The organism is Roseateles chitinivorans (assembly GCF_002761755.1).
Taxonomy (GTDB): Bacteria; Pseudomonadota; Gammaproteobacteria; order Burkholderiales; family Burkholderiaceae_C; genus Roseateles; species Roseateles chitinivorans.
Genome location: NZ_PEOG01000236.1, coordinates 1 through 421 on the forward strand (window position 1 = coordinate 1; position 421 = coordinate 421).

The window sequence follows — 421 nt, forward strand, 5'->3', positions numbered from 1 at the left end:
GTCAGCAACCGCCACGGCGCCACGCGCCGACGGGCCCATCACCAACGCCTCGATCCGGCTCAGCAATCCCGCTCGCCCATATTCGCTCACGTGGCGTACATCACTTGATCTTGGCGGAATCTGATCCGTCCGGCCGTCATTGATGCAAGTAACAGCCACCCGCGACGAGGCGAGGGCAAACGAGACAGAGGGGCCGAAGACATGAGCGCATCGAAGCGAGCCGGCAAGGCGAACGTCGTCACCAAGATGGCACGTGCGACGGTCTTTCCGGCCCTGGCCGTGGCCGCGACCGGGTTCGGCATGCTGGCCGGGCCTGCCGCGACCGCGAGCGCCGCGGACAATGCGTGTGCCGACGTCGAGGTGGTGTTCGCCCGCGGCACGTTCGAGGCACCCGGGATCGGTGCGACCGGACAGGCTTTCG

1 pseudogene is annotated in these 421 nt (G+C 67.5%); it reads left to right on the top strand.

Features of this window, described 5'->3' with window-relative positions:
* Nucleotides 1-201 precede the first annotated feature (201 nt).
* Nucleotides 202-421: pseudogene (locus CS062_RS25520) on the top strand (cutinase family protein); the annotation flags it as partial.